Origin of the sequence: Vibrio ostreae (assembly GCF_019226825.1) — a bacterium.
Classification (GTDB): Bacteria; Pseudomonadota; Gammaproteobacteria; order Enterobacterales; family Vibrionaceae; genus Vibrio; species Vibrio ostreae.
The window spans coordinates 1,002,635-1,025,963 of sequence record NZ_CP076642.1 but is presented as its reverse complement, the minus strand read 5'-3'; the positions used below and the strand labels follow the sequence as shown (position 1 = coordinate 1,025,963).

General features: G+C 50.0%; 16 protein-coding genes. 15 read left to right on the top strand and 1 reads right to left on the bottom strand.

Going from position 1 to position 23,329, the window contains the following annotated elements; all coding sequences use genetic code 11:
• Positions 1-4: 4 nt before the first annotated feature.
• The 5 genes from cyoB (at position 5) to KNV97_RS04390 (ending at position 4,289) form a co-directional block, all read left to right on the top strand.
• Positions 5-2,032, top strand: a complete 2,028-nt coding sequence (gene cyoB / locus KNV97_RS04410) for a cytochrome o ubiquinol oxidase subunit I (protein ID WP_136483667.1) — start codon at positions 5-7, stop codon at positions 2,030-2,032.
• On the top strand, positions 2,022-2,624 hold the full coding sequence (cyoC, locus tag KNV97_RS04405; RefSeq protein ID WP_136483668.1) for a cytochrome o ubiquinol oxidase subunit III: 603 nt from the start codon (positions 2,022-2,024) through the stop codon (positions 2,622-2,624). Before cyoB ends, cyoC begins: the two co-directional genes overlap by 11 nt.
• Positions 2,624-2,938: a cytochrome o ubiquinol oxidase subunit IV gene (cyoD, locus tag KNV97_RS04400; protein ID WP_218561627.1), complete on the top strand. Its 315-nt coding sequence runs from the start codon at positions 2,624-2,626 to the stop codon at positions 2,936-2,938. The genes cyoC and cyoD overlap by 1 nt, the downstream gene beginning before the upstream one ends.
• A gap of 7 nt (positions 2,939-2,945) precedes the next feature.
• The gene (gene cyoE / locus KNV97_RS04395; protein WP_218561626.1) at positions 2,946-3,812 is read left to right on the top strand and encodes a heme o synthase; all 867 of its coding nucleotides are present in this window, start codon (positions 2,946-2,948) and stop codon (positions 3,810-3,812) included.
• A 120-nt stretch (positions 3,813-3,932) separates the two neighbouring features.
• Positions 3,933-4,289 carry a YibL family ribosome-associated protein gene (locus KNV97_RS04390; protein WP_136483671.1) on the top strand — a complete coding sequence of 119 codons (357 nt, stop codon included), beginning with the start codon at positions 3,933-3,935 and terminating at the stop codon, positions 4,287-4,289.
• 101 nt (positions 4,290-4,390) lie between these two features.
• Here the strand turns inward: KNV97_RS04390 and malT are convergent, their stop codons facing one another.
• Positions 4,391-7,099 (bottom strand): HTH-type transcriptional regulator MalT, encoded by a 2,709-nt coding sequence (gene malT, locus KNV97_RS04385; protein WP_136483672.1) that lies wholly within the window; start codon positions 7,097-7,099, stop codon positions 4,391-4,393.
• A 528-nt stretch (positions 7,100-7,627) separates the two neighbouring features.
• Here malT and KNV97_RS04380 point away from each other — a divergent pair.
• From KNV97_RS04380 to KNV97_RS04335, 10 genes are all read left to right on the top strand, one after another.
• Positions 7,628-10,081, top strand: coding sequence for a glycogen/starch/alpha-glucan phosphorylase (locus KNV97_RS04380; protein WP_218561625.1), 2,454 nt, complete (start codon positions 7,628-7,630; stop codon positions 10,079-10,081).
• Between the two features lie 109 nt (positions 10,082-10,190).
• On the top strand, positions 10,191-12,371 hold the full coding sequence (malQ, locus tag KNV97_RS04375) for a 4-alpha-glucanotransferase (protein ID WP_218561624.1): 2,181 nt from the start codon (positions 10,191-10,193) through the stop codon (positions 12,369-12,371).
• 163 nt (positions 12,372-12,534) lie between these two features.
• Complete coding sequence (gene glgB, locus KNV97_RS04370) at positions 12,535-14,724, top strand: 1,4-alpha-glucan branching protein GlgB (protein WP_218561623.1); 2,190 nt, start codon at positions 12,535-12,537, stop codon at positions 14,722-14,724.
• A gap of 299 nt (positions 14,725-15,023) precedes the next feature.
• On the top strand, positions 15,024-15,542 hold the full coding sequence (hcp-2, locus tag KNV97_RS04365; RefSeq protein ID WP_218561622.1) for a type VI secretion system effector Hcp-2: 519 nt from the start codon (positions 15,024-15,026) through the stop codon (positions 15,540-15,542).
• A gap of 206 nt (positions 15,543-15,748) precedes the next feature.
• Positions 15,749-17,836: a type VI secretion system Vgr family protein gene (locus KNV97_RS04360; protein ID WP_218561621.1), complete on the top strand. Its 2,088-nt coding sequence runs from the start codon at positions 15,749-15,751 to the stop codon at positions 17,834-17,836.
• Positions 17,833-18,693 (top strand): DUF4123 domain-containing protein, encoded by an 861-nt coding sequence (locus KNV97_RS04355; RefSeq protein WP_218561620.1) that lies wholly within the window; start codon positions 17,833-17,835, stop codon positions 18,691-18,693. The genes KNV97_RS04360 and KNV97_RS04355 overlap by 4 nt, the downstream gene beginning before the upstream one ends.
• Entirely contained in the window at positions 18,690-19,958 is a 1,269-nt protein-coding gene (locus KNV97_RS04350) for a toxin VasX (RefSeq protein WP_218561619.1), read from the top strand. The genes KNV97_RS04355 and KNV97_RS04350 overlap by 4 nt, the downstream gene beginning before the upstream one ends.
• Positions 19,885-22,149 (top strand): hypothetical protein, encoded by a 2,265-nt coding sequence (locus KNV97_RS04345; RefSeq protein WP_218561618.1) that lies wholly within the window; start codon positions 19,885-19,887, stop codon positions 22,147-22,149. The genes KNV97_RS04350 and KNV97_RS04345 overlap by 74 nt, the downstream gene beginning before the upstream one ends.
• The gene (locus KNV97_RS04340; RefSeq protein WP_218561617.1) at positions 22,142-22,885 is read left to right on the top strand and encodes a hypothetical protein; all 744 of its coding nucleotides are present in this window, start codon (positions 22,142-22,144) and stop codon (positions 22,883-22,885) included. The genes KNV97_RS04345 and KNV97_RS04340 overlap by 8 nt, the downstream gene beginning before the upstream one ends.
• Positions 22,842-23,240 (top strand): hypothetical protein, encoded by a 399-nt coding sequence (locus tag KNV97_RS04335; protein ID WP_218561616.1) that lies wholly within the window; start codon positions 22,842-22,844, stop codon positions 23,238-23,240. Before KNV97_RS04340 ends, KNV97_RS04335 begins: the two co-directional genes overlap by 44 nt.
• Positions 23,241-23,329 lie beyond the last annotated feature (89 nt).

Below are 23,329 nucleotides of genomic sequence, written 5' to 3'. Positions count from 1 at the left end.
AACAATGTTTGGAAGACTTACATTAGATTCCATTCCATACCACGAGCCTATCATCGTAATTACTATGGCTGTAATTGCGCTTGTTGGTCTCGCGCTAGTGGCTACCATTACTCGTATGGGTAAATGGCAGTACCTATGGAATGAATGGTTTACGTCAGTAGACCACAAAAAACTAGGCTTTATGTATATCGCCGTTGCAATGATCATGTTGATTCGTGGTTTTGCCGATGCGGTGATGATGCGTAGCCAGCAATTGCTGTCGTCAGCGGGTGAAGCAGGTTACCTGCCTCAGCACCACTACGATCAAATCTTTACCGCGCACGGCGTGATCATGATTTTCTTCGTGGCGATGCCGCTGGTTATCGGTCTGATGAACATCGTCATTCCGCTGCAAATCGGTGCTCGTGACGTTGCATTCCCATACCTGAACAACCTGAGCTTCTGGCTGTTTGTGGTCGGTGTTATCCTGACCAACATGTCGCTGGCTGTGGGTGAGTTCGGCCGTACTGGTTGGCTTGCGTATCCGCCACTGTCTGGCATTGATGCCAGTCCGGGGGTCGGGGTTGACTACTGGATATGGGCGCTGCAGATATCCGGTGTAGGTACCACGCTGACTGGTGTGAACTTCTTCGTGACAATTCTGCGTATGCGTACGCCGTCTATGCCACTGATGAAGATGCCGGTATTCACCTGGGCATCATTCTGTGCCAACATCCTGATCATCATTTCGTTCCCAATCCTGACTGTAACCATCGCGCTACTGACTCTGGACCGTTACTTGGGCATGCACTTCTTTACCAATGACATGGGCGGCAACATGATGATGTATGTCAACCTGATTTGGGCATGGGGTCACCCTGAAGTATACATCCTGGTTCTGCCGGTGTTTGGTGTGTTCTCAGAAGTAACAGCAACCTTCTCGCGTAAGAAGCTGTTCGGTTACACCTCTCTGGTTTGGGCGACAATCGTTATCACCATTCTGGCCTTCGTTGTATGGCTGCACCACTTCTTCACCATGGGTGGCGGTGCAAACGTGAACGCGTTCTTCGGTATTGCAACCATGATCATCTCTATCCCGACCGGGGTTAAGATCTTCAACTGGCTGTTCACTATGTACCGTGGTCGTATCAAGTTCACTACCCCTATGATGTGGACCATCGGCTTCCTGATTTCGTTCTCTATCGGCGGTATGACCGGCGTACTGATGGCGGTTCCTGGTGCTGACTTTGTACTGCACAACTCAGTGTTCCTGATTGCGCACTTCCACAACGTTATCATTGGTGGTGTGGTATTCGGCTGTTTCGCAGCGATTACTTACTGGTTCCCGAAAGCAACAGGTTTCATGCTGAACGAAGCATGGGGCAAACGTGCGTTCTACTGCTGGATCACTGGTTTCATCCTGGCATTCCTGCCGCTATACGCGCTGGGCTTCATGGGTATGACTCGTCGTATCAGCCAGAACATTGACCCAGAGTTCTTCCCTCTGCTGGCGGTTGCTGCCTTTGGTACTGCTATCGTTGCACTGGGCGTACTGTGTCAGTTCATCCAGATTTACGTAAGTGTCCGTGACCGTAAAGAGAACCTGGACGTGACCGGTGACCCATGGGGTGGCCGTACTCTGGAATGGTCAACCTCTTCACCACCGCCGTTCTACAACTTCGCTAAATTGCCGAAAGGCGATGAACTGGATGCCTTCTGGTACCAGAAAGAGCGTGGTGAGCACGATCTGAACAAAGAGGTGGAATACGAGCCAATCCACATGCCGAAGAACACCCCGACGGGTATGTACGTATCGGCTTGGTCTCTGGTCTTCGGTTTCGCGATGATCTGGTACATCTGGTGGCTGGCCGCGATTGGCTTCATCGGTGTGGTTGTGACTTGTATCAAGCACAGCTTCAACGAAGACGTGGACTACTATGTTCAGGTTGATGAAATCAAAGCAATTGAAGAAGCGCACCGTAAGCGTGTGGCTGAAGCTAACAACACCGCAGGTCAGAAAGACGACGATATGGAGGTGACCTATGCACGCTAATGCTCATGATGCGCACGCGCATGATCATCACCACGATACCGGTAGCAACAAGCTGTTCGGCTTCTGGGTTTACCTGATGAGTGACTGTGTACTGTTCGCAACTCTGTTTGCAACGTACGCAGTACTGGCGAACGCAACTGCGGGTGGCCCAACCGGTAAAGACCTGTTTGAACTGCCGTTCGTATTTGTTGAAACCATGCTGCTGCTGTTTAGTAGTATCACGTTCGGTTTCGGCATGATTGCGATGAAACGTCAGGACCTGGCTGGTCTGAAACGTTGGCTGGCTGTGACCTTCCTGCTGGGCGCTGGCTTTATCGCGATGGAAATCTACGAATTCCATCACCTGATCGCCCATGGCGCGGGTCCTGACACCAGTGCATTCCTGTCAGCGTTCTTCACGCTGGTGGGTACGCACGGTCTGCACGTAAGCTTTGGTCTGATCTGGCTGGCAGTGTGCTACTGGCAGCTGTCGACTAAAGGTCTGAACGACATGATGCAAACGCGTCTGAACTGCCTGAGCTTGTTCTGGCACTTCCTGGACATCGTTTGGATCTGTGTATTCACCATCGTCTACCTAGTGGGAGTAATGTAATGAGCAACCAACATGTAGATACTGGTAAAAAGGATTACGTAAAAGGTTTTATCCTGTCACTGATCCTGACCGCCATTCCGTTCTATTTCGTTGCAGCACAAACTCTGCCTGCAGCGGCGACTTACGCGGTAATGTTCGGTTGTGCACTTGTTCAGGTGTTTGTCCATTTTGCATACTTCCTGCACATGGAAACCCGCACTGACGAAGGGCGCTGGAACTTCGTGTCGCTGATGTTTACTGCAATTGTGGTACTGATCCTGATTGGTGGTTCAATCTGGATTATGTGGAACCTCAACGTCAATATGAAGATGTAGGCGTTTCATGATTAAAGGTTACGTTTCTATCACTAAGCCAGGCATCATCATCGGTAACCTTATCTCTGTGGCTGCGGGGTTCTTCCTCGCAGCTAAATCAGAGACGGCCGATGTGGCGCTGCTGGCCTACACCCTGGCAGGGGTGGCAATGGTGATTGCATCAGGTTGTGTGGTAAACAACATTTTCGATCGTGATATCGATTCGCGAATGGATCGCACCAAAAGCCGATTACTGGTGAAAGGCGAGATCAATGCTGACCATGCGTTTGTGTTTGCCATTGTGTTGCTGTTAGCAGGCACAGCTGAGCTGTACCTGCTGGCCAATCCGCTGTCGACAGTGGTGGTGTTGCTGGGATACGTGTTTTACGTGTTCTTCTACACCATGTGGTACAAACGTACCTCGGTGTACGGTACGTTAGTCGGCAGTGTGTCGGGAGCAGTTCCGCCCCTGGTCGGCTACCTTGCGGTGACCAACTACATCAGCCTGGAAGCTGTGTTGCTGTTCGCGTTGTTTGGTCTGTGGCAGATGCCACACTCTTACGCAATCGCGATGTTTCGTATGCAGGACTACAAATCGGCGGGCATCCCTGTGTTGCCTGTTGTGTCCGGCATCGAGAAAGCGCGCAAGCATATGATGGCTTACGTTGTGGCGTTTAACGTTTTGGCGTTTGCTCTGTTCCTGGCCGGTGAAGGCGGTTACGAGTATCTGGCCGTTGCGTCAGCCGTATGCTTCATGTGGACCCGAGTGACATTCCGCCCGGTGACCGAAGACAATTATGTCCAGTGGTCAAAATCGGTGTTCAAAGTGTCATTGTTGGTCGTGATGGGGATCAGTTCGGTTCTCGGACTGGAACTTATTCCTATCTCTATCTAACGGTCCCGCCATTTAAAGCGTCCAAAGGCACCCAATCGGGTGCCTTTTCTTTTTACAAATACCACTCTGAGCGGACCTTTGTGCTATACTTCGTGCCCGTTTCACGAAGAGAGTTTTCCCATGAGTCTGAAAAACGACATTCAACAACTGAACAACCGCCTGGATACTTGCCGTCGCAAGTTGGATGCCGCTAAGACTCGCGGCGACAGCGCGATGATCAGCAAATTCACTGATGACCTGGATCAACTGAGCAAAAAGCTCAACGGCCTCAAAGGCAAAGAAGATTACGAACTGAATAAAGAACGCAAGCAACTGGCGGATATGCCGTTCTCGCGTGAGCTGACCAAAGCTGAACAGTCTGATTTGGGTAAGCTGAAAAAATCAGTGAAAGGTCTGGTGGTGGTACACCCGATGACTAAAATCGGTAAAGCCCTGCGTCTGCAGGCGATGACAGGTTTCGCGCCGAAGTCGTTTTAATCGACCAATGCGTCCTGAGGGCCTGTTAACGGGCCGGAATAAAAAGAGCCAGCAGATTGCTGGCTCTTTGCGTTTTAGCGGCTCTGATGGCACCTCGGGGCTTAATATCCCATCAGCTGCAACAGATTCTCCGCGGTACGCACCGCTTCTTTACGATTGGCGATGTTGAGTTTCTGGTACAGATTACGGATGTGGGTTTTGATCGTGGTACCGGCCACATCGAGTTCCTGCGCAATCTGCTCGTTACTCAGCCCGGAGTAGATAAGACCAAGCACCTGCCACTCACGCTGTGTAAGCGGGCTGGTGCGCACCAGCTCAGGAATGTTCGGGTGATTGATCAGATTCTCAACAAACTCCTCGTCAAAGTGCACGGAGCGGCTGCGCTGAGTGGTGGAAATCTCTTTCATCAGTTGCTGAGCGCGGTGACGTTCCAGATCGCCCAAATCAACCCGGTGGGAGAGTTTTTCCAGCAGATGACCTATCTTGTTCCCGTCGATGAGGAAATTACCGATCATGCCTGTCTGGTTGGTCAGGCGCAGTGCGGCTTTAAGTTTGTCGCGTGCCACGTCATCCTGCGCGCAGGAAGTGGCCAGACACGCTTCGACGATCAGGTTACGGTTGGTATCGGTCACCAACTGGTACTGCTCCGCTTCACTTTGCATAAACGCCAGAGTCTCGCGTGCTTCATCATATTGACCTTGGTTTATCTGCGCGCGGGCTATGTTGCGCCACTGCATCTGCTGGAAGTGGTTGCGGGCATGCTGCGGACGAATACTGCCTTGCAGCCATTCTGCAATCGCGGTTTGATCGTCGCGTGCCTGCCAGTACAGGAGCAGGGACAGTGACGCATTGGCGGTCCAGTCGACATGGTAATTGGACTGCTTGAGCAGATGCTGAATCTGTTCGATAAAGCGGCCGGCCTTATCGAGTTCACCCCGGCCTATCGCAATGCGCGCCAACATGGAGTAACTGTGCAGGTGCTGGCTGGGTGACTGTTTACCCAATACATCCAGCCCTTTATAAGCGCACTCTTCTGCTTCATCAAGGCGGTTCCAGCACCACAGGATCTGAGCGCGGATACGCAGCAGGAATTCATGCAGCGGCAACTGGTGCAAATGCTGATCTTCCACCAGTTTAAATGCGTTATCCTGCACTTCAAAGGCAGCCTGAACATAACCCTGGGCAATCAGAATTTCACTCTGCTGCAGCAGTGCCCATAGCGCCTGATGGTAGACCTGATACTGGCGCGCCAGCTTTTCCGTCTGTTGCATCATAGACAGAGCACGGCTGAGATTGCCGAGCACATGGTTGACTTCGCCGACCACCGACGTGGCGACAATGCGGCTGCGGTAGATGGTGTTATCGAGTTGGCCCAGTGCCTGCTCCGCTAGCTCAAGTGCTTTCTCCGGTTCATTCTGGTTGATGGCGACCTGGGCACGCAGAGCGCAGAACTCACCCTGCTCTTTACTGCTGGGCTTGATATTCAGGGCGCTCATCTCCTGATCCGCACGTGCCAGCAGATCGCCGACGGCATTGTAGCGGTGCTGACTTTGTGCCAGCCAGGCTTGCAGCAGGCACAGTTTCGGCTGGCTGTAGAGCTGGGTCGGGCTGAGCAGATTAATCGCTTCTTCGAGAATTTCCAGTTCACCTTCGTTAAACATTTTCCAGCCATGTTCAACCAGAATTCGTGCCAGCAAATCTGAATCCTGGGCTAAGCGGGCATGGAGCAGGGCCTGATGCGCCGTATTGGCTTCCAGCCAGGCAAGCGCGGCAGCCCGATGCAACTCCTGCTCCTGCTGCGGAATATTAGCCAGGCGCTGGTGGGCCAGAAATTCGGCAAACAGGTTATGAAAGCGATACCAGTTATGTTCGCCTTCCAGCGGATAGATAAACAGACCATAACGGTTGAGCTGCTCTATCATGTTGAGTGCGTCATCACGTTTGGTTAACGCGGCGACCAGCGCATCGTTAAAGTGATCGAGGACCGAGCACTGCATCAGGAAGTGGCGGGTCTCTTTGTCGAGCAGATCAAACACCTCCTCGACCAGGTAGTCCCACAAGTGGGCGTGATTAAACTGAGAGACAGATTCGGCCGACTGGGCCAGGGTGCGTCTCTGGTGCTGAGCCTGCAACGCGATCAGCTGCAGTGCGGACGGCCAGCCTTCGACATAATTTCGCAGGCTGACTGCGGTGCTGTCATCAATGCCTTCGGCAACACGCTGATTGAAAAAGCGTGTGGTCTCCTCATTATCAAACGCCAGCAGATCGTTGCCGATTTCGATCATCAGATCGCGTACCCGCAGGTTGGCCGTACCCAGCGGTGGGATCATACGGCTGGTGACTACCAGGGTCAGGTTATCCGGCATATGCTTGAGGAAGAAGCGCATTACTTCATGAATATCTTCGTCACTGATCAGGTGATAGTCGTCTAAGACCAGATAGCACTCTTGCTGGAACTCGGACATTTCTGCAAACAGTTCGCTCAGCAGCGAGTGCAGGGTAGAGAACTGACGTCGCTCGGCCAGTTTCTGCGCATTCGGGCAGCTTTGATGAGTGGCTTTATTGAGCGCCTGCAGCATGTAATTCATAAAGCGAAACGGATCGTTATCACTTTCATCGATGCTGTACCAGCCGACGTTGGGCTTATCGGCCAGCCACTGCGCTGCCATGGTGGTTTTGCCGTAGCCGGCCGGAGAGCGGAACAACACCAGTTTGTAGTAGGGCGCCTGCTGGAGCAGTTCCAGAACACGTGGCCGGACGATGGCATTATGCAACCGCCCGGGACGCGTGAGTTTAGAAGGTATCCACATGTTAATACGTTCCGTTCTGTCATTTTTGTTATATGAAGTGAGTCAGCTCACGTCTTGATGTAAGAATGTTACTTGATGTCATTGCCTACGTTTATTGATCCGCGGCGAGATTTAAGCAGGATTCACACTTCTTACCGAACTACGCCCTGTAAGTGTGAGTCTGATCACCAATTTGATGCAGTTGTGCACCGTTATGGCGGTGGTCTTCCACCAAATCGCGCGCCATTAGCGGCTTCTGCTCTGTTTGAAATGTGAGCAATGTTGCATTTTGAGCAACGGGTCCATCCATCAATCACCTTGCTTTCATAAAATCTCCGTACGCTTTAAAGGCAGTTTGCTGTGATCCTGGTCACTCAGAAATTCTTACTGGCTGGTTTCTGTGAGAGATGGATCACTCAAACCCGGGAGCTCCTCCTCTACGCCCTTACTCCTACTCCCGTGGGAGCGGTGTTGTGGGAGGATGTTTTGCTGGCGCGCTAGATGCAGGATATGTCCCAGCTGGATTAGAACCATAAGTGAGATTTCTCCATGAAACCTACGCAACAAAAAACATTTGATAAAGCTTTATTCCAAGACAACGTGAAACGCCATCTGACTGCCACCTACGCGAGTACCGTTGAACATGCCAACAGCCGTTTGTGGTACCTGGCGATGGGACGTGCCCTGGCTGAGCTGACCACCTTTGACCTGCTGGAAACTGAGCAGGATGAGCGCATTGTTAATGCTAAGAGCCTCAACTATCTGTCTCTGGAATTCCTGATTGGCCGCCTGACCGGTAACAACCTGATCAGCATGGGTCTGTATGAACAGATCGCTGAAGCTATGGCGGAGCTGGGCCTGAGCCTGACCGATATCCTGGAAGAAGAGCGTGACCCTTCACTCGGTAACGGCGGCCTGGGACGTTTGGCGGCGTGTTACATGGATTCTTGTGCTGCGCAGGAGTACCCGACCGTCGGTTACGGTTTGCATTATGAATACGGCCTGTTCAAGCAGTCATTTGAAGATGGCCACCAGAAAGAAGCGCCGGATGCGTGGGGCGGGGTGGAAGGCTACCCATGGGAAGTGGCCCGTCCGGAACTGAAACAGGAAATCGGTTTTTACGGCCATGTCGAAGTCACCCAGGAAAACGGAGTCGAGAAACGACGCTGGGTGCCGGGCATGCTGGTGCAGGCGATGCCGTGGGATTTGCCGATTGTCGGCTATCAGAGTGAAACCGTTTATCCGCTGCGTTTGTGGGAGTGCCGCGCGATTGCGCCGTTCTCACTGGAGAGCTTTAACAACGGTAACTACTTTGAAGCGCAGCACGCGCTGATCGATGCGGGTAACATTACTAAAGTGCTGTACCCGAACGATAACCATGAAAAAGGCAAAACTTTGCGTCTGATGCAGCAGTACTTCCACAGTGCGGCATCAGTGCGCGACATTCTGCGTCGTCACGAAGCGGCCGGTTTTGCTCTGGCTGATTTGCCTAAGCAGGAAACCATTCAGCTCAATGATACCCACCCGACCATCGCCATTCCGGAACTGATGCGTATTCTGATCGATGAGCGTGAGTTGTCATGGGATGAGGCGTGGGCTATCTGTTCGCATACGTTTGCTTACACCAACCACACCCTGCTGCCGGAAGCGCTGGAAACCTGGAGCGAATCTTTGATCCAGCGTTTGCTGCCGCGCCATATGGAAATCATTTACCAGATCAACCACTTGTTCCTGCAAGAAGTCCGCGCTAAATGGCCGGGCGATGTGTCTAAACAGCAAAAACTGTCGGTTATCGAGGAAGGTTTCCACCGTATGGTGCGTATGGCCAACCTGTGCGTTATCGGTTCGTACGCGGTCAACGGGGTGGCAGCACTGCACTCTGAGTTAGTCAAACGCGATCTGTTCCCTGAGTTTAATGAACTCTATCCTGGCCGTCTGCAAAACGTCACTAACGGTATTACCCCGCGTCGCTGGCTGAAATTCTGTAACCCGGGCCTGTCAGCCCTGATCAGCGCTAAGATCGGTGACGAGTGGCCGGCGCATCTCGACCAGTTGGAGGCCATTTCGCAGTACGCGGATGACAAGACATTCCAGCAGCAGTTTATGGCGGTCAAGAAAGAGAACAAACAGCGTCTGGCGGATTGGGTCAAAGAGCACATGGACATTGAGCTCGATACCAATGCGATTTTTGATGTTCAGATCAAACGTCTGCATGAATACAAACGCCAGCATCTCAACATGCTGCACATTCTGTCGCTTTACCATCGCCTGGTGAACGACGCCAGTTTCGATATGCACCCCCGGGTGTTCTTCTTCGCAGCGAAAGCGGCGCCGGGTTACCACCTGGCGAAAGAGATCATCTACGCGATTAACAAGATTGCCGAGAAGGTCAACAATGACCCGCGTGTCAGTGACAAGCTGAAAGTGGTGTTCATTCCGGATTACCGGGTCAGCATGGCGGAAATCATTATCCCGGCCGCTGATGTGTCCGAGCAGATCTCGACCGCCGGTAAAGAAGCTTCCGGTACCGGCAACATGAAGATGGCACTCAACGGTGCGCTGACCATCGGCACCATGGATGGCGCGAACGTTGAAATTCGTGAAGAGGTCGGTGATGACAACATTTACATCTTCGGTCTGGAAGTGGACGGTGTGGAAGCGTTGCGGGCGCAGGGTTACAACCCGTACGACTTCTATCATGCCGATCCGCTGCTGAAAGCATCACTGGACTTGCTGCTCGGTGACGAGTTTACCCCGGGTATGCCGGGTAAACTGCGCACCACGTATGACAGCCTGCTGGATGGTGGTGACCCGTATCTGGTGCTGGCTGATTTCGCTTCTTACGTTGCGGCGCATCAGGCAATTGATGAGCAGTACCGCGATCAGGCCGGTTGGGCTAAGAAAGCGATTCTCAATACGGCGCTGGTGGGTAAATTCAGTTCCGACCGCAGTATTCGTGATTACGTGAATAACATCTGGAAACTGGAAGCGATCAAACGCTGAGCCTGATTCCAAACCAGTCCGGGCCAACGTCCCGGGCTGTGCCTTCATCATATTAATTACAATAAACCCTACATGATTTGAAGGGTGGCAATTCCCTTCGGAGAGAGCGATGAAAGACAATAATGCGTTAATGCAGGTCGCTGAAATGGCGAATATATCCAACCGCTATATCAGTGCCTGGGGCGACGAAGCGCACGTACAGGATGAGACGATTCGCCATTTACTCGGTTGCCTGGGTTATGACACCAGTAGTGACGACGCACTACTCAAATCGGCGGAGAAAAAGCACAAGAAAGATGTGCTCGAGCCTGTGCTGGTGATCCGCGACGGTGAAGCGGTGGAAGTGCCGTTATACCTTGGCGTTAGTGCGCGTGAAAGTGAATTTAACTGGCGCCTGGAAACCGAGCAGGGAGAAGTACTTGAAGGCTATCTTCAGTCGCAGATCGTTCGGGACGAGCGTGCCGAGGGTGGCCCTCTGGTATTTGCTTTGCCCAGTAATTTGGCCTGGGGATATCACACCCTGTTGATCACCCGCAAGCGTCGTAAAGCGCCCTATAGCATGACGCTGATTATTACTCCGTCAGCCTGTTACAAGCAGCCGGCTCTTGAGCAACACAAAAAACTGTGGGGCCCGAGTGTGCAGCTCTATACCCTGCGTACCCAGCACAACTGGGGTATGGGCGATTTTGGCGACCTTAAACAGCTGGTAGCGGACATTGCTTCACGTGGCGGTGATTTCGTCGGTCTCAACCCGATTCATTCGCTGTTTCCGGCTAACCCGGAAGGGGCCAGTCCGTATAGCCCGTCATCGCGTCGCTGGCTCAATATCCTCTACATCGATGTCAGCTCGGTACCGGAATTTGCGCTGAGTGCTGAGGCGCAGCAAAAAGTCGGCAGTCCGGATTTCCAGCAGCGCCTACAAAAAGTGCGTGAAGAGCATTGGGTCAACTACAGCGAAGTCGCAGCGATGAAGATGAGCGTGCTGCCTTTGTTGTTTGCAGAGTTTAAAACTCGTCATCTGGATAAAAATAGTGACCGCGCTGCCGCGTTTCTGAGCTTTGTTGAGCAGGGCGGTGACAGTTTGTTGCATCAGGCCGCGTTTGATGCGCTGCACGCCCAGTTGCATGCCGAAGACAGCAACGTCTGGGGCTGGCCGGTGTTCCCGGAAAAATATCGCCGCTTTGATCTGGCGGCGGTACAGAAATTTATCGAAGACAACCAGGACAGCGTGCATCTCTATATGTACCTGCAGTGGATTGCCGATACTCAGATCAGTGAAGTGCAGACTCTGGCTGAAGAGAAAGGCATGGCGGTCGGCCTGTACCGTGACCTGGCGGTCGGTGTGTCTGATGCCGGTTCGGAAACCTGGGCGGATGAGGGGATTCTGGTGCAGGATGCCAGTATTGGTGCACCGCCGGATATTCTTGGTCCTCTGGGGCAGAACTGGGGCCTGCCACCACTCAATCCGCAGGTGCTGGAGCAAACCGCGTATCGCGCTTATATCAATCTGCTGCGCTCTAATATGAAGCATTGTGGCTCGCTACGCATTGACCATGTGCTTGGCCTGCTGCGTCTGTGGTGGATCCCGAAAGGTGAAAATGCCAGTAAAGGTGCTTATGTCTACTATCCGGTACGTGACATGCTGGCGATTCTGGCGCTGGAATCGCATCGTCACCAATGCAGTGTGATTGGCGAAGATCTCGGCACCGTGCCGGATGAAATCGTGGAGTTACTGCGCGATGCCGGTGTGCACTCCTACAAGGTGTTCTTCTTTGAAACCTCCAAAGAAGACGGCGGCTTTATCTCGCCTGCTCATTATGCGGATCAATCCATGGCAGCGCTGTGTACCCACGATATGCCTACCCTGCGTGGCTTCTGGCACTGTGATGACCTGAAAATGGGGCGTGAGATCGGCCTGTATCCGGACGAAGAGCAGCTTGAAACCCTGTTTGCTGACCGCCTCAAATGCAAGCAGGGCATTCTTGATTCGGTGGCCTGGCATGGATTTCTGCCAGCAGGTGTCGGGCGTGATGCCAGCCTGGTACCGATGGACTCTTATCTGAGTGAAGCGCTGCAACTGCATGTGGCAGCGGGTTCCTCGGCGCTGCTGAGTGTGCAGCTTGAGGACTGGCTGGAGATGGATAAGCCGGTCAATATTCCTGGCACGGTAAATGAATATCCTAACTGGCGGCGTAAATTGTCGATGAATCTGGATGAGATTTTTACTCGCGAGGATGTAAACCGCATTGCCTCTAAACTGAGTGAAGTCCGAGCCACAGCGTGCAAGTAAATGATTGTGGAGTGATTTATGATTTCTCACTACTTACGCTGAGAAGTTTAGCCTGGGTCACTCCACGACCAGGATGAGTTCGATAAGATGGTTTTATGCTAGCAGCCCGCTTCTTAGCGGGCCTTTTTTTCCTTAGGTAAGTTCAGGTTTAGGAGTAGGAATATTGAAACCGACCAAAAAGAAGCCGTCCAAGCTGCAATTGGCTTATCAGCAACTTTCCGGCGCTGCCTTTGCTGATCCCTTCGCATTTCTCGGTCCTTTTATTCCCGCACAGCAGGGAGCACTGCGGGTATGGATGCCCGGAGCCAGTAAAGTAGAACTTCTGATTGAGGGTGAAGCGAGAATTGAGCTGCAACGTGAACTGGATTCCGGCTTTGTGCTCAACGCAGAACGTGATTTACGCTTTACCCATTATCAGCTGGCGATTGACTGGGATGGGGTCGAGCAGATCATCGATGATCCGTATCAGTATCACGGGATTTACGCCGAGTATGATGATCTGCATACGCCCAAAGCCATGTATCACCATATGGGCTCACAGTTTGTCACTGTGGAGCGCGACGGCAACCAGATTTCCGGGGTACGTTTTTTAGTCTACGCGCCGCATGCATCCGCCTGCAGTCTGGTTGGATCATTTAACCAGTGGGATGGTCGCCGCCATCCGATGCAGCGTCTCGATTACGGCATCTGGGGCCTGTTCATTCCTGGCTTGCAAGCCGGTGTACAATACAAGTTTGAACTCAAGGGCCCGCATGGAGAAGGTTTGCCACACAAAGCCGATCCGTGGGGCAGTTATGCCGAGCAGTATCCGTCGTTTGCCTCCGTGGTTTATGATCATCAGGGCTATCAGTGGCAGGATGAGGCGTGGCAGACGCGCGCGGTAACCGAAAAACGTAAAGAAGCATTGTCGTTTTACGAGCTGCATGCCGGCTCCTGGAAACGCGGTGAAGATGGCCGCTTCCTTAATTACCGCGAGTTGGCCGATCAACTGGTGCCTTACTTGGTTGATATGGGCTATACCCATGTCGAGCTGATGCCGGTCTCGGAGCATCCGTTTTACGGCTCGTGGGGCTATCAGCCAGTCGGACTGTTTGCGCCAACCAGCCGTTTTGGCAGCCCGGATGACTTTAAATACTTTGTCGATGTCTGTCACCAGGCCGGCTTAGGCGTGGTGCTCGACTGGGTACCGGCGCATTTCCCGTCTGACGATCATGGTCTGGCTAATTTTGACGGCACGCCGCTGTATCACGATCCGGATCCTCGCCGTGGCTGGCACCAGGACTGGAACTCGTTTATCTACGATATGGGGCGCGAGCATGTACGTCGTTTCTTAGTCTCGAACGCCTTGTACTGGTTTGAGATGTTCCACATCGATGGCATTCGTGTCGATGCGGTGGCCTCTATGCTATATCTCGATTACTCGCGCAGCCACGATCAGTGGATACCTAATATTGACGGCGGGCGGGAAAACTACGATGCGATCGCCACGCTGAAATGGATGAATGAGGAAGTGTACAAATACTTCCCGAATGCAATGACCATTGCCGAAGAGTCGACCGCCTTTCCGGGCGTCTCCGCACCAACCTTTATGGGCGGGCTAGGTTTCGGTTTTAAGTGGAATATGGGCTGGATGCACGACAGTTTGTCGTACATTAAAGAAGATCCGGTGCACCGTAAGTACCACCATAATACGCTGACCTTCCCGCTTATCTACGCGTTCAGTGAGAACTATGTGTTGTCCTTGTCTCATGACGAAGTGGTGTACGGCAAGCGGTCGCTGATCTACAAAATGCCCGGAGACGAGTGGCAGCAAACGGCCAACATGCGCGCTTACATGGGCTATATGTATGGTCAGCCGGGTAAAAAGCTTAACTTTATGGGCGCTGAATTCGGCCAGACCGCAGAGTGGAATCATGACGACCAGTTGCAGTGGTTCCTGCTGGATTTCCCGCGTCATAAAGGCGTGCAGAGTCTGGTACGTGACCTCAACCACCTCTATCGCAGTGAAGCGGCGTTGCATGAACTGGATTGCGAACCGAAAGGCTTCGAATGGCGTCTGCAGGACTCGGCTGACGCCAGCGTGATTGCCCATGAACGTTTCAGTGCGGACGGCGAGCGGATTCTGATTATTACGAACTTCACTCCGGTGCCGCATGACGCATTCCGACTCGGTGTGCCGGTAACAGGACGTTATCAGTTGCTGCTGAATACCGATGCAAGCAAGTATGACGGCAGCGATTTTGACGTCAAAGATCTGGTCGCGACCGAGACAGTCGCGAGCGAGGATTTGCCGCAGTCGCTTGAACTGCGCGTACCGCCGCTGGCGACACTGATGTATAAATTTATAGCTTGATTCTCAGGCGCAATAGATTGACCATCGCCTGAATGACCGGCCCGATTTATAGTGTAAATCGGGCTTTTTCATATCTGTCTCAATCCATCAGCGCAGGAAGAAGTTTACCCGCCAAGCAAAATGTTGCTCACCCGGAGGCAGTTTGTTGCTCTAAAAATAGTTAATTCAATATAACTAACTGATTTTTAATAGTTGTGTTTTTGGCATTGACCTTGCTCCCTTATGACTGAATTCGCGCCCGGCGCATATTTCAATCATCGTCGCATTAAACGACATCATCAGTTAGAAAGGAATTAGCAATGCCAACTCCATGTTATATCTCTATCGAAGGTCAAACTCAGGGTCTTATCACTGCAGGCGCTTGTACTGCGGATTCTATCGGCGATTCATTCGTTGAAGGTCACGAAGATCAAATGCTGGTTCAGCAGTTCGATCACAACGTGACTGTACCAACTGACCCACAATCTGGTCAGCCTTCTGGTCAGCGTGTACACAAGCCGTTTAAATTCACTGTGTCTCTGAACAAAGCGGTTCCTCTGCTGTACAACGCACTGGCATCTGGTGAGAAGATGACCAACGTTGAGCTGAAATGGTACCGTACCTCTATTGAAGGCAAACAAGAGAACTTCTTCACCACTAAGCTGGAGAACGCCTCTATCGTGGATATTCACTGCGAAATGCCACACTGTCAGGATCCGGCGAAATCTGATTTCACTCAGAACCTGACTGTGTCTATGTCTTACCGCAAAATCACCTGGGATCACGTTAACGCGGGTACTTCAGGTTCTGATGACTGGCGTAAGCCTGTCGAAGCGTAAGTCACGCTCGAACTCAGTTGCCCGCCGCTGGCGGGCAACTTTGTCAGCCTTAAACCCAAAGTATCTGACCCGCGCCATTCTGTTTCAGCATGGTCACGGGTGTTTTGCGTTTAGGGGTGAGCAAAAATTTGTCCGGCTGAGCGCACAGCGTCAACCGGTTTAACTCAGCAGTTACCCATCTTTACCGAGTAGCAAGGAATGGCAGCATGGCGACGTTAAGTTATCAAATTCAGGTCGAAGGGCTGGAAGACGACACCCTGGTGGTGCATGCGTTTAACGGGCAGGAAACCTTGTCCAGTGAGGGGCAGGGTAGTGCGCCTTGTCATGGTTTCCGCTATCAGATTGAACTGGCCAGCCGGCAACCGAACCTGAGTGCTGACGCTATCGTCGATAAAACCGCAGAGCTGACGTTTTATCGCGACAATGTGCTGGTCCAGCGCGTCAACGGCATTGTGCGCCGCTTCAGCCGCGGCGATACCGGCCATCACCATACCTTCTACTCACTGACATTGGTGCCGGCGCTGGAGCGTTTGTCACTGCGTCACAACAGCCGGATTTTCCAGCTTAAAACCGTGCCGGAGATCATCGCTGTGCTGCTGCAGGAGATGGGCATTAATGAGTATGCCTTTTCCCTGACCCGCGATTGCGCGCAGCGTGAGTTTTGTGTCCAGTACCGCGAATCTGACCTCGATTTCGTTCATCGTCTCGCCGCCGAAGAAGGGCTGGTGTACAGCTTTGTGCATCAAGAAGGCAAGCACACCTTGTTATTCAGTGATGCGTCAGACTCTCTGCCGTCACTCGGCGTGCCGGTGCCCTACAACACGTTAGCCGGCGGCGTGATGGATACGCCTTACATCTCCGCACTCAGCAGCAATACCCAGGCGGAAGTCAGCGACACAGCGCTGCGTGACTACAGTTTTAAAAAGCCGGCTTACTCGTTTGCCCAAAGCGCGACCGGCGCCGAGATGGCCTATCAGCAGGACGGTTACCAACACTTTGATGCGCCGGGGCGCTATAAAGATGATGCCAACGGCAAAGCGTACAGCCAGATCCGCCTCGACTATCTGCGCCGTGACGCCCACAGCGCCAGCGGGCGCAGTAATCAGCCGCTGCTGCGCGCCGGGGTTAAGTTTGCCCTGACTGAGCACAGCGATGACAGTCTCAACCGCGAGTGGCTGGTGGTCAGTATTGCGCATCAGGGCAGGCAGCCACAGGCATTGGAAGAGGCGGGCGGCAGCGGTGCCACGACTTATGCCAACCAGTTTAAGCTTATTCCGGGCAATATGAACTGGCGCGCCACGCCGCAAACCAAACCTCAGGTAGACGGCCCGATGATAGCCACTGTGGTCGGCCCGCAGGGTGAAGAGATTTTCTGTGACGAGCATGGCCGGGTCAAACTGCATTTCCCCTGGGATCGCGATTCCAACCGCGACGAGCACAGCTCATGCTGGGTGCGGGTTGCCCAGGACTGGGCCGGCAGCCAATACGGTATGTTGGCTATCCCGCGTATCGGCCATGAAGTGATTGTGTCGTTCTTAAACGGCGACCCGGATCAGCCGATTGTCACCGGACGAACCTACCACGCGACGAATGTGGCGCCGTACCCCTTGCCGGACAATAAAACCAAAACCGTGTTGCGTACCCAAACCCATCAGGGCGAAGGCTATAACGAACTGAGCCTGGAAGACCAGGCCGGTAGTGAGCAGATTTATCTGCATGCGCAGAAAGATCTCGAGCGCCTGATTGAAAACGACCAGACCTACCGCATCAAGCACGATAAACATCAGACCATCACCAATGACAGTTTTACTCAGGTGCACAACAACCAGCACCTCACCATCGGCGGCGAAAGCCGGACCAATATTGCCCTTGATAACAGCGTCGACATTGGCGGCGGACTGCAGCAGAAAGTCGGCGCCAAATCCATCTTTGAAGCCGGCAGCGAAGTTCACCTTAAAGCGGGCAACAAACTGGTACTGGACGCCGGAAGCGAGATCACCATTCAGGGTGGCGGCAGCTTCATCAAAATCGACCCGGCCGGCGTACATGCGGTCGGCTCAGCTATCAACCTCAACTCCGGCGGCAGTGCCAGTTCAGGCTCTGGCTACGGCGGCCTGACGGCTGTATTGCCAGGGGGGATAGAGGCGGTGGCTGCGCCGCAAGCCGCTGAAGCGCAGAGCATCACCGCCAGTCAGCAATCGATGTCGCCGCTGCTGAAAAGCCGGCAGATTGAAGCGCTGAAAGGTAAAGACCCGGTTTGTGAAGTGTGTGAAGAGGCAAAAGAGCAGGCATGAAAGCAAACTTAGTGACCACAGTTCCAGATATGACTATCGATTCACATGAGGTGCTTTACCTTTTGGTCGATGGTGCGCAGATTGAACATCTTGCGGTTAAGCTGTATGGCCTCAAAGGTGAGCTGGATCTGGAGCCGATTTATCTCGATGCTCCGTATCAGGAATTGCTGCCGGTTTCGCCGTATGTCATCAGAGCGACACAATCGGTAACAGATTGGTTTTTAGAGTTAAATGAAGCGATGGCGGGGTATTTCTTTTCCTCATCACTGCCACTCAATCAGGTCGCGGATGGGTTACGAAGTCTGATTAAGGTCAAATCCCCCTATGGTTCTTCAGTATTTGCCAAAATGGCGAACACAGAATGTGGATACATATTGCTCAGTACCGGAGTGGCCAATTTGTGGCAGGTGATGAATCAGGCCTGGCTACCCACCCGAAAAGGCTGGCAGCACTTGGTAAAACCTGACGCGCTGCTTGCGGCGGAGCAAGGCACCTACAAGCTTTCTGATGAGCAGTGGCGATTATTGGGTCAGGTAACCTGGTGTAATACCCTGGAAAGTATCGAAAATCATATGCTGCGCTGGTTTCCGGAAACACTGGCTCAACATGCCTCTCAGCCTGGCTGGCTGGCACGGCAGGCCGAAAATGCCTATCAGCAAGGCTTTAGCTCTGAGCGTGACCTGTTGATGTTTTTTAATGTCATCGGCTTTGTCGGCCAGCAAGCCGTTCAAGAGCCGGTTTATGCAGATATTTATCAGTTGATTCATCAACCTTCGCAACAAACCCCATCACAACGTATTGAAGCAGCAGCAAACCTGGCATACCAGTATTCACAATCGCAGGAGAGACAAGCATGAGTGGCGCAATGAATTCAGCCAAATCCGGCCAGACAAAAGATTCTCAGGATCCGGCCGGTACTTGTCCGCTTAAGCTGTCAAAATTACAGCTGATTCCAGTTAGGTATGCTTTGGTTGAATCACAGCCAGAGCATCCGGCCATTTCCAGTCGCTTAAAACCTGAAGTGTCTTATCGGCATGTTGGTGTAAGGCCTATTGACGAAGGATATATTTACCTCATTCATAGTCAGCGCCAAGATATTATTTATGTTTATCACATTCAGCCAGACGGAAAAGTTATCAAGTTAGAGCAGCAGCAACTTGTGGACGGTCAATCTGGTGAAGAATATGTTTATCTCGAATCAGAGCAAGGACTTTTTGTTGCAAGAGAAGGGACAATAGAGGTCTTATTCAGTCCAACGAAAATATCACCTAAGCTTCAGTCACAGCTTTTAGATTCTGAAAATTTGCGGGCTAAAATGATGCAGACTTGCGATGTAGGTTCGTTCAGTTGTTTAACTGGGTCTCGGCATTTATTACCTACGAGTGCATTAGAGAGTAATATGGCAGATTGTAATCCGGAAAACAGTGATTACGAAGAGGCATATCGCTGGTGCTGGCTGAAAGATAAACCACAGCAAGTAGACCCTAATGAATTACTCAGCCAAATAGAACCAGAATTTGAATTAGACTCTGCTGTACTTATTTTAGAAGATCCAATGGGTGTGATGACAGAACTGTCAAACTGCGATAATAGCATTATTAATATGGAAGTTGAATGGTTTCAACAAGACAATAATAGAGCGAAGTACTTTGCTGCTACACAGATTAAACTTCTTATTGAGGTCGGAGAACGTCAGTTTAATGCGAATACCAATAATGAAAAACTGATGAACTTTATTAAAGCCGACGAAGAAAAATTAAAACAAAGGTTTATCGACTATACGCAAGCGAAAAAGGAATATTGGAGTTTTGTTACTGATAAGACTAGAGGCTATTCACAATATTCTTTGGATATGGATAGCATTGAAACCTCGCATGAATTTCAAAATTATCAATATCAGCGTCAGTTAAACCTGGAAATGGCGGAAAGAATTGGTATAGCTCAGAGTGAATTGGAGTTTTTCTTTCATCAGGTAAAAAAAGAAAATGATGATCAAGTGGAAGGTGAGTTTGGTGGATGGTTAGGTGACCGAGGAATTTTAGCCAGAATTGAATACGAGGATATGGAAGCTTGGTTTAGTTCGGTTCAAAAAAAAAATAGAACAGTGGCATATTCAAGGTGATAAAATAGAGAATGACCGCGTTGCGGTACTGCCTTTCGCTTATGATATCATTCCTGTATTTGATAAAGAAAATAAGGATGAATTTGTATCTCGTTTAGTTTTAGAAAATCATTGGATAGAAGATATTGCAGAATATCATGATAACAAGAAAAAAGTACGAGATTTCTTTTTTGGTACGGTTGGTGAACAAAACTTACATACCTATGTGGGTAATAAAGATAACATTGGCACGATTGATGACAAGTATCTAGATTGGAAAGAGTGGGTTCAATATATTGCACCTTCAAAAAGTGTTTATGACAATACCAATAATACATTGGATGGGCTTTCTGGTTTACATGATTTTCAGGCGTTGTTGACTGGTTTACATTTGATTGAAATAGATAAAGTAGCCGATAGTGTTAAGGAACAATTAAATAGGTTTGCGATTAATCTATCTAGTTTATCTCTAGATGAACTAAATGAATTAGCAAAGAATATTGATTCAACTCAAGCAAGAGTGAACTCTTTTATCTATCAAGCTCGTCCAGGTATGATCGCAGCATTATTGGGGCATAAAAAGAACGCAAATATAATTCTTGATGTAGGTGTTTATTCTGGAATTGAAAGTTTTAATAGAGAGTTTAGTAAATTAGAAAATATTCGGGTAGAGTATGAAAAAGTTATAAAAAATCGTACGTTAGTAGAATCAAACAAACTAACTACTGCACAAAAAGATTCACTTCGCGCTGATTATAATCGTCAGTTAAAGCTGTTAGGTGAAGAATCTGAACAAATTCTGTTGGCATTAGCAACTCGCTCGGAACCGATTGCAAAATCTGGAAGTAAGCATTTACCTTCACAAATTATTATCAAAGCGTCTGGCGTCACAGCGGAAGAAATTAATGAGCTACTTGAAATACGCAGGAAAGTATTGAAAAATGAGCTTTTGTATGGCGTCTCTGAGGGGAAATCATTCAGAGGATCAATAGGGAGTGGTAGTGCGGCATTCGTTGTCTTTGCACTAAATGTATGGAATTGGACTAATACAAAGGAAGCATTCTCTAAAAAATCAGCGTTAACTATTACTGAATCTTTCGAGTATTTTTCTGGATTTACTAGCTTATTATCATCAGCTGCTTCTATATCTCTAGAAATTGCAAAGGTAAAATCAAGTCTAAATTGGATATCTATGTCAAATAAAGCTGACTATAGAGTTCTTTCTAAAGTGATAACTTTTGGTTCGGCAGGCATTAGTACACTAACATTATTTTCAAGTGGGACTGATTTATTAAAACAGCAAGAAAGAATGAAAAAATCTTGGAGTAATGGAGATTTTGCATCAGTAATATCTTCATCCAGTGCTTTTGTCGGAGATTCAATACAAGGTTGGCATAGCGGTAAAATTGCAGGGAAAACTTTCTTATTAGCAGCTTCAGCAGCCCAAGGGCAGGTAACTTGGACTGCTGTAGTAGAGCAAGCATTTGGACTTGTTGCTAGATCTAATCCATATATGTTGTTTGCATCATTATTAATTTTAGGTGGAGAGATCGGATATAATTTTCTTAAATCCTCCCCACTGATGAATTGGGTAAGTAAATCATCTTGGGGAAAGAGTGGTTTTTGGTTTTGGTATGATAATCAAAATTGGAGTTATGATGAACAATTTACAAGTTGGCTCGAAGCAACACAGGCCCCTATAGTACAGATAGCTACAAAAACTTTTAGACAACAACAATTGTCTGCGAATGGTAATATGCTAAGGTATGTAACAAAGCATCGAGTAAAAAAATTACGAATTTGGGCTCCAATGGCTACTCCTAGACAGGTAAAGATAGCTGGCTTTGTTAAAACAGTGGCCAATAAAGAATCTTTAGATATTACTAATGAATTGGTTGATAATGGCCGAGTGAAATATGATGGTAGTAATACATTATTTGAGTTTGATTGGCCACAGGATATACTTCGACAGAAGAAATTACGATATTTAGATTTAATGGTTGAGGTAACATCACAATATGGGAATAAGTTGTTTTCAGAGCAAGGGGGAGCTAGATTCACTATTGATCTGCTCGAACCAGCAACAGGAGATAAAAAGGATTGGTATCAAATTGAACTACTAGAGGATAATGACTTACAAGCAGTTGATGGTTCAGTCTTAGTTGGTGCGTTGAAACAGTTAGAAGATAAAATTGAGGAATATAATGATTAGTAATAGTAGTTCTTTCCCTTTTGTATCTGGTCAAAAAACGGATATAGCATTTGGTGATAGTCAAGTGCTAAGTCCTTTACCCATAAAGTCTTTAGTCAAGAGAGCAAAGAGCTGTAACCAGTTAATCAATAAAAATTCGAGCTATATAGATATTGGTGGCGTAGGTGGGGTTATTTTTCAAACACAGTTAATGTGGATGGTGTTTTGTATCGGCTTCAGTCTTTTTCTATTGCCATATAGTTATTTAGGTGGGGTTGAAGGGATGTACCAGAATTCTTTTAGAGAGGTGCTCATTAATGGTGAATGGCAAAATGAATTCCGAGACCAAGAATTTTACTCAGCACTGTTTGTTTCTTTTGTGCCCTTTCTCGGTCTTTTGTTTATTATTTTTAAAACAATGTTCTCCATGAGAAAACAGCTTTCTCAAACACTTCCAGTTCGTTTTCACCGTCAACGCAGGGAAGTGTTGTTTTCACGTTGGAATGAAGAGCTGAAAAAGACTGAGACACGAGTTGTGCCCTGGGAGCACGTATATGCCATGGTTGGGCAGAGCCGCACAGTGAGCACTGGTGGGGTGATGTCATCGGCGAGTCTGATGATTGCCGCCAACGATGAAGACCATTACGGTCATTTCTGGTCAGCGCTGCAGATTGGGTCAATCGATAAGTTTTATGCCGCATCTGTCTGGGGAGATGATTCGCGTCTTTATGGAAGAGGGGCCGGATGCCATAGGTGACCCCTCACCACTGACGTTGGAAGGGATTATTGAAGAGCACTGCGCGGCGCACGAGATTCAGCGGGATGAATTTAGCTCGGCGACCCGTTTTTGGTGGTACATCAACGGCACGATGCTGGGTATCTGGCGTACTAACTACGAAATGAGCAGATTAAAACGCCGCCCGGATGATTTTCCTGAAGTCGCTGAGTGGAGCAAGCCGCTGCCAGAAGAACAGTGGAAAAAGCCGAGTGCAGAGCTCAATTACGTCAATGACATGCTGGCTCGCAATGAATATGCCCAAGGCCACACCATTTTTAGCATCGGTGATGCGTGCAGCCGCTATATGGAGGCCTGGCAAGAAAAACAGGCCTGATATTGATGCTATCTACACTCATACTCAAAGCGTTGCCGAGCAGCGCTTTTTGCGTTCTTTTCATCTACACTTATCTCCTCAATTGATAC